The 6,445-nt window shown below is 59.3% G+C and carries 9 protein-coding genes; 5 read left to right on the forward strand and 4 right to left on the reverse strand.

Translation table 11 applies throughout. The features are described from left to right. Nucleotides 1–77 precede the first annotated feature (77 nt). The 4 genes from HNR28_RS18610 to HNR28_RS17660 form a co-directional block, all read right to left on the reverse strand. Nucleotides 78–494: a hypothetical protein gene (locus tag HNR28_RS18610; protein WP_244978345.1), complete on the reverse strand. Its 417-nt coding sequence runs from the start codon at nucleotides 492–494 to the stop codon at nucleotides 78–80. 40 nt (nucleotides 495–534) lie between these two features. Then, nucleotides 535–732, reverse strand: coding sequence for a hypothetical protein (locus HNR28_RS18615; RefSeq protein WP_151025226.1), 198 nt, complete (start codon nucleotides 730–732; stop codon nucleotides 535–537). Continuing rightward, on the reverse strand, nucleotides 729–941 hold the full coding sequence (locus tag HNR28_RS18620) for a GDCCVxC domain-containing (seleno)protein (protein ID WP_151025225.1): 213 nt from the start codon (nucleotides 939–941) through the stop codon (nucleotides 729–731). Before HNR28_RS18620 ends, HNR28_RS18615 begins: the two co-directional genes overlap by 4 nt. Before the next feature lie 107 nt (nucleotides 942–1,048). Continuing rightward, nucleotides 1,049–2,077 carry a YVTN family beta-propeller repeat protein gene (locus tag HNR28_RS17660; protein WP_151025224.1) on the reverse strand — a complete coding sequence of 343 codons (1,029 nt, stop codon included), beginning with the start codon at nucleotides 2,075–2,077 and terminating at the stop codon, nucleotides 1,049–1,051. A 239-nt stretch (nucleotides 2,078–2,316) separates the two neighbouring features. Here HNR28_RS17660 and HNR28_RS17665 point away from each other — a divergent pair, with 239 nt between their 5' ends. From HNR28_RS17665 to HNR28_RS17685, 5 genes are all read left to right on the forward strand, one after another. Beyond that, nucleotides 2,317–3,006, forward strand: coding sequence for a heavy metal response regulator transcription factor (locus HNR28_RS17665; RefSeq protein WP_151025570.1), 690 nt, complete (start codon nucleotides 2,317–2,319; stop codon nucleotides 3,004–3,006). Further along, entirely contained in the window at nucleotides 3,003–4,460 is a 1,458-nt protein-coding gene (locus tag HNR28_RS17670) for a heavy metal sensor histidine kinase (protein WP_151025571.1), read from the forward strand. The genes HNR28_RS17665 and HNR28_RS17670 overlap by 4 nt, the downstream gene beginning before the upstream one ends. Before the next feature lie 100 nt (nucleotides 4,461–4,560). Continuing rightward, nucleotides 4,561–5,394, forward strand: coding sequence for an isocitrate lyase/PEP mutase family protein (locus HNR28_RS17675; protein WP_151025572.1), 834 nt, complete (start codon nucleotides 4,561–4,563; stop codon nucleotides 5,392–5,394). 27 nt (nucleotides 5,395–5,421) lie between these two features. Further along, the gene (locus HNR28_RS17680) at nucleotides 5,422–5,781 is read left to right on the forward strand and encodes a hypothetical protein (protein ID WP_170288545.1); all 360 of its coding nucleotides are present in this window, start codon (nucleotides 5,422–5,424) and stop codon (nucleotides 5,779–5,781) included. A 1-nt stretch (nucleotide 5,782) separates the two neighbouring features. After that, nucleotides 5,783–6,367 carry a cytochrome b/b6 domain-containing protein gene (locus HNR28_RS17685; RefSeq protein ID WP_184143083.1) on the forward strand — a complete coding sequence of 195 codons (585 nt, stop codon included), beginning with the start codon at nucleotides 5,783–5,785 and terminating at the stop codon, nucleotides 6,365–6,367. Nucleotides 6,368–6,445: the final 78 nt, after the last annotated feature.

A 6,445-nucleotide genomic window follows, 5' to 3' on the forward strand; every position in this document is an offset into this window, starting at 1 on the left:
GCAGCCCATCCCTTACGAGCACGCGGAAATAGCACGAGTCACCACCTGCGGTGTCAAGAACCGGCACTGAATTGCCATCACGGCTTGGCCGGAGAAGATTGGATCTTATCGGCATACTTGACCAGAATATCCCCCATCGCGCGCATCATTTCGCCGTGCATCTGCATCGCAGTCTTGGAATCCAGGCCCGCGCCAACCATTGCGGGGCAGGCACTCATCATCCCCATCATGCCATTTCCCATCATGCCGCCCTGCATCCCATGGCCTCCCGCCATGCCACCGCCGCCATGAGGGCCTTCGGTTATATTGCCCTGCTGGCCACCCATCATGCCCCCTGCCTGCCCACCCTGCCCCATCGAACCGGGTGCTTGCCCTGCTTGCATCATGTCCGTGCCGCCGGTTTGATTCTGGCCATGCATCGCCGCCACACTGGGCATACCCACGCCCATTGCCAGCGCGGCAAAGGACGCCAACACAATCATCCTGGGTTTCATCGATATCTCCTGAGTATTAAACAAGGCCCGAGGCCGATTTTCACTTCTTGAAAAGGTATTTGACGAGCGCCGCAATCCCGAATACAAGTCCTAGCATGATTAACAGCCAGAAAGCAGCCATCAACCACATCATGGTCCCCATCGAGGAACCACCCATCATCTGCGCCTGGGCACCGCTTGGTACAAGCGTCAGAGCGCCCAGAAGAAAAAGTATGACGATATTGAACCGCTGTATCATGAGCAACACCCTTGATCCTGCACCGGTGGACAGGGCACCGACCCATACGAGCAGAACACGCAACAATCCCCCGGCTTTGGCCGCAGCATCATCTTGCAGGCCGGGCATTCGTAGAAGAACTGGCAGGCGTCCACCGGCATGGTTTCCTGCTGCTGGTGCCCGCAATGGGGACAAGCAATAACGGATTCAAGCAAGATCGGTTTATTCATGGCGACAGATCAGCATGGATTTCAATGACCTCAAAATCTTGACGAATCTACTTAGCGTAATCCTTGACACTGCAGGAAGGTCAATAGGCGCATCGCCCTGATGCGCCTTAGCGCGACGGCATCGCGCGATAGGTGATCCCGTTGGGCGCGGGGCCGACCCGATAGGTACCGACAACCGTATCGGTGCGGGTGTCGATGGCGCTGACGGTATCGGCTTTGCTGTTGGTCACGAACACCCGCTGGCCATCGGCGCTCGCCACGACGCCGTGTGCGCCCGCACCGGTCGTGAGCCTGGCGACGACGCGGCGCGAGGCCGTATCAATGACAGACACGGTGTCATCCGGCTTGCGATCATCACCCTGGTTGGCCACATAGACTTTGCGGCCATCGGGGGTTGAATAGAGCTGAATGGGATTGCGGCCTACCTTGATCTTGTCTTTGACCTGGCGAGTGGCGGTATCGATAACCGCCACACTGTTTTCATCGCGCAGCGACACATAAACCTGTGTGCCGTCCGGTGTGAATGCCACCTGAACAGGTGCCTTGCCCGCCGGGATGCGAGCAATTTCCTTCCGGCTTTGCGTATCGATCACCGAGACGCTGTCGCCGGTGGCATTGGCCACATACAATTCACGCCCGTCGGGGCTTAAGCGCAAGCCATGGGGAAATCCGCCGGTGGGAATTCTGGCAACGATCGCTTTCTGGGCCAGGTCCACAACGGACACCTGATTCGCATCCGAATTGCTGACATAAGCAAACCGGCCATCGGGGCTCGTCACCACGTGCGCCGGGCTGCTGCCCGAGGGTAATGTGGCGATCAAGCGCCCGGGATCGGCCGCGTCCAGCAGCAAGAGGCTGGCCTTGCCGTCACCACCGTGCCCGCCATGGCCCTGCATCCCGTCGCCGGATTCCATACCGACCGCCAGAAGCTGTCTGCCATCGGGCGAGATCTGGACGTTGTGCGGCACAACCGCGATCTTGAAAGTGCGCACAGCCCCTGTGCTCAGGACAATTTCACTGATGGATCCATTGCCTTCGTTGGCGCTGTACACCACGCCGGGCACCACAGCAGCCTGGGCCAGGCCGCCCGATAGAGCCAGCACGCCCAATAACAAGGCGCGATGAAGTTTTCGCATGATCAGATCTCTTTCATGATGCTGGCGGGCCGCCCCCCGCCGATAGGATCATCGGCCAATCACCGATGATGGCCATTACTTTATCCACCTGCAGCTGACCGCCGGATGACCCGCTCATTACAATATTGTCATCCAGGGGTCATTCTGGTGTCAGTCCCGCCCTCTTAAACTCTGCCCAAGGGACGGTGCCCCGCACAGCCCCCTTTGCTGACCATCCACGACGCTTGGGAGTACCGCGAATGAAGCTGCTCATTGTGGAAGATGAAACCAAGATGGGCGAGTACCTGTGCCAAGGCCTGACGGAGGCCGGGTTTGTCGTCGATCTCGCGCGCACCGGTCTGGATGGCCATCATCTTGCATCCACAGAAGCGTATGACCTGATCATCCTGGATGTGATGCTGCCTGACGTGGACGGATGGCGCATCATGCAGGCCCTGCGTAAGGCAAAATCTGCCGTCCCTGTGCTGTTTCTCACGGCACGCGACAGCATCGAAGACCGCGTCAAGGGGCTGGAGCTAGGGGCTGACGATTACCTGGTCAAGCCCTTTGCCTTTGCAGAACTACTGGCTCGCGTGCGCACCTTGCTGCGGCGCGGCAGCATCGCCATTGCAAACGACCACCTGCAAATCGCCGATCTGGTGCTGGACATCCCCCGCCGCCAGGCCGAGCGCAAAGGGATGCGAATCCACCTGAGCCAAAAGGAATTCACCCTGCTGGAGCTTCTGATCCGGCGGCGCGGCGAGGTGTTGCCCCGCTCGCTGATCGCCTCGCAAGTGTGGGACATGAATTTCGACAGCGACACCAACGTCATCGATGTTGCCATCCGTCGCCTGCGCGCCAAGATCGACGACGCGTTCGAGCCAAAGCTCATTCATACCGTGCGCGGCATGGGATATATGCTCGACGCGCCAAGCAGCCTCAGCACATGAAGCGCCCCCTGTCCCTGGCAGTCAGGCTGACCGCCTCCATCGGGGTGGTGATCACGGCCGTGCTGCTGTCGTTTGGCTGGATGGTCGAACGTTCGATCAACCAGCACTTCATCCAGCAAGATGTGGACGAGTTGAACGCGGCCGCCCAGGCCCTGCGGCATGCGCTGGCCCTGCTGCCCCCGGACAAAGATGACGAGGCGCCACCACTGGCTCAGGCCGCCATTGGCCAGCACAACGTCCACTATCGGATCACGTTAAGCGACGGATCGCTCTTATACCAATCGCCCGACATCGACCTGACTCCCTTCGCCGGCACGCTGGCACCGGTTCAAAGCATCACGGCGGATACATTGAGCACATGGAAGAATCGCAGTGAAACGTTCCGGGGTGCGGCCATACGGGTACTAGGTAAGCGCGAGGCCGGTGCCGAACCCATGATCGTGACCGTGGCCACGAGAATCGACTTCCACTTGCGCTATCTGGAAGACTTTCGCCGCACGCTCGGCCTGATCACCTTGGCCGCGTGCCTGTTGGCACTCTTTGCAAGCTGGTGCGCCGTACTGCGTGGTCATGCCCCCATCCGGCGGCTCAGTCGCGAGATCCAGGCCATCCAGTCGGATCAACTGCACGTCCGGCTCAATTTGGACACTGTCCCCGGCGAGCTGACAGAATTGGCGGGCGCATTCAATCAGACGCTGGGCCGCCTCGAAGATGTGTTCAAGCGGCTCTCCGAGTTCTCGGGGGATATCGCCCACGAGCTGCGCACCCCAATTACTAACCTCAGAACCCAGACCGAAGTGGCGCTGTCACGCACCCGCACGGTCGAGCAGTATCGCGAAATTCTGTATTCCAATCTTGAAGAATACGAACGTATGGCCAGAATGGTGGACGATATGCTGTTTCTCGCCCAAGCCGACAACAAGCTGCTCAAGCCAGAATCCGCCGCCATTGACCTTTACGCCGAAATCGAGATGCTGTTCGACTATTTTGGCGCCTGGGCCGAAGACCGCCACATCGACCTGCGATTGAAGGGCGAACCCGTCGGCACAGTCGGCGACCGTCCGATGATCCGCAGGGCGCTCAGTAATCTTCTGGCCAACGCCATCCAGCACACGCCTGCCAGAGGCACCATACTCGTCCAGCTGCACCGCAAAGAAGGCGCCATCGAAATACAAATACGCAACCCAGGGCCATCGATACCCGCCGAACATATCCCGCATATTTTCGAACGTTTCTACCGCCCCGACGCCTCACGCCAACGCACTGGCGGCGGTATCGGGCTGGGGCTCGCGATTGTCAGATCCATCATTGAAGCGCACAGCGGCACGATCAGCGTCATATCCACGACGGAGGCGACAGAATTCCAGATTCTGCTGCCGGCTTCGCCCGAAGGTTCAACTCAAAATGCCACGCCGCCGCAGAGCCATGCCTTATCCCTTCCCCCAGGGTCTTGACATTCACATCATGTCAGCCACTACTCTGAAGGACATACGTATGCACGCAGATACCACGACATCAATACCCGTTTAGGGTTGATTTCCGGAGAATATCCTCATGACCCATCAAGAACTCTCACAACGCCACACCGCGTTTCGCAAACTGCACGAAAGCGGCTGCTTCATCCTGCCCAATCCCTGGGATCCGGGCTCGGCGCGCTGGCTTGCACAGGCGGGGTTCAAGGCACTGGCCACCACCAGCGCCGGGTATGCCTTTTCGCGTGGGATGCCGGATCGCAAAGTAGGCGTCGATGACGTACTGCGCCATTGCAATGAGCTGGTGCAGGCAACACCACTGCCGGTAAACGTGGATTTCGAGGATGGCTACGCAAGCACCCTTGACGAACTGGCGGAAAACGTCCAGAAATGCGTTCGTACCGGTATATCCGCATTATCCATCGAAGATTCTGTACAGGATGCACAAGGCGCCAGGCTGTACGACTTCGACACCGCGGTTGCCCGCATGCAAGCCGCGCGTGAAGCCATTGACGCCATCGACCCGAACGTCATGCTGGTGGGGCGCGCAGAATGCTTCCTGGTCGGCCAGCCGGACATCGACGAAACAATCAAGCGGTTGTCGGCGTATGCGGAGGCGGGTGCCGACTGCCTGTACGCACCGGGCCTCTCTACCAAAGACCAGATCAGTGCCGTCGTCCGCGCGGTGGCGCCCAAGCCGGTCAATGTCATGATGGATCCGGCCGCCAAGCTCGGATTCAAGATGCTTGCCGACATCGGAGTGCGTCGGATCAGTACCGCCAGTACCCTGGCGCTTGCCGCGTGGACGGGATTTGCCAAGGCCGTTGACCGACTCAGGAACCAGGAAATTGATGGGTTCGGCAATACGATCGATTACTTTCAACTTTGCCAGCGGTTTGGAGAGACAGACCGGTAAGCCACACACAGCAATAGCGAGGCCAGCATGACAGGACGTATCACTCAATTCATCGCCACCGGAAGCATGGCTCTGTTGTTGTTCTCGGGGAAGGCCCTCTCGGTAACCTTGCCATCCTTTGTCATTCAATCTCCCGCGCAGGGGGCTGTCGTCAACAGCCCCGTCATACTCCAGATCGACGTCCAAGGGGCAACGATCGGGCAGCCTATCGAGGGCCTGGATCACCTGCACCTGTCAGTCGATGGTGGCTCAGAAGTGGCAATCTATCGAAATGGTCTCCTGCGCCTGCCACTTGCCCCGGGCAAGCACACCATCTTCGTGGAACTTGCAGGTCCAACGCATGAAGGGCTGCTACCCCCGAAGAGCGTGGCCTTCACGGTGCGATAACTTGTCGAACACAGAACCGGGACGCATTCAACGCCACAGCCGTGCCGTGCGGCTCGTGCATGGTGCGAACGCCGTTGCCACGATCGTCCTGATTGCAACCGGCCTTGCCCTGGGAGACGATATCTCGCCCGTGCTGGTGGCCGCGCTGGGTGGTCACGCGGTGGCGAATGAAATGCACAGACTGGGAGGGGTGGCCTTTGCGGTCGTCCTTCTGTTGGCGGCAGGCCTGTTCCACTCACCCACGCGCGATCTCATGCGCGATCTCGTGTACTTTCGTCATGAAGAATGCCGCTGGCCACAGTCCTTCTTGAAATGCATCCTGTCACCCGCCCATGGGCACACCGCATTCCACAACGGCCGCTTCGACCCGGCGCAACGCCTGATCCTCTTGCTGCTCTTGTGTTCCACGGCGCTGGTCGCAGCAGCTGGCGTTTATCTCTACATCTTGCCCGCTACGCCCCAGTGGGTGTTTCTGATCGCCATCCGGATTCACATCTATGGTGCTTGGATAGCGATCATCGCACTCTGTCTGCATGCATTCGCAGGGTTGGGCGTTCTTCACACACACTGCTGTCAGGCGACATGACAAACTGACCCCCTGGCGACATGGAGAACTGACCCCTTCATGATCACATCAGGAGGGATCATCCATGCAAGAAGCCGA

This window comes from Castellaniella defragrans (assembly GCF_014203015.1).
Lineage (GTDB): Bacteria > Pseudomonadota > Gammaproteobacteria > Burkholderiales > Burkholderiaceae_B > Castellaniella > Castellaniella defragrans.

Coding starts and splice junctions, on each gene's coding strand:
- HNR28_RS18610 (WP_244978345.1), bottom strand. CDS start 494: ATGAAACCCAGGATGATTGTGTTGGCGTCCTTTGCCGCGCTGGCAATG.
- HNR28_RS18615 (WP_151025226.1), bottom strand. CDS start 732: ATGATACAGCGGTTCAATATCGTCATACTTTTTCTTCTGGGCGCTCTG.
- HNR28_RS18620 (WP_151025225.1), bottom strand. CDS start 941: ATGAATAAACCGATCTTGCTTGAATCCGTTATTGCTTGTCCCCATTGC.
- HNR28_RS17660 (WP_151025224.1), bottom strand. CDS start 2,077: ATGCGAAAACTTCATCGCGCCTTGTTATTGGGCGTGCTGGCTCTATCG.
- HNR28_RS17665 (WP_151025570.1), top strand. CDS start 2,317: ATGAAGCTGCTCATTGTGGAAGATGAAACCAAGATGGGCGAGTACCTG.
- HNR28_RS17670 (WP_151025571.1), top strand. CDS start 3,003: ATGAAGCGCCCCCTGTCCCTGGCAGTCAGGCTGACCGCCTCCATCGGG.
- HNR28_RS17675 (WP_151025572.1), top strand. CDS start 4,561: ATGACCCATCAAGAACTCTCACAACGCCACACCGCGTTTCGCAAACTG.
- HNR28_RS17680 (WP_170288545.1), top strand. CDS start 5,422: ATGACAGGACGTATCACTCAATTCATCGCCACCGGAAGCATGGCTCTG.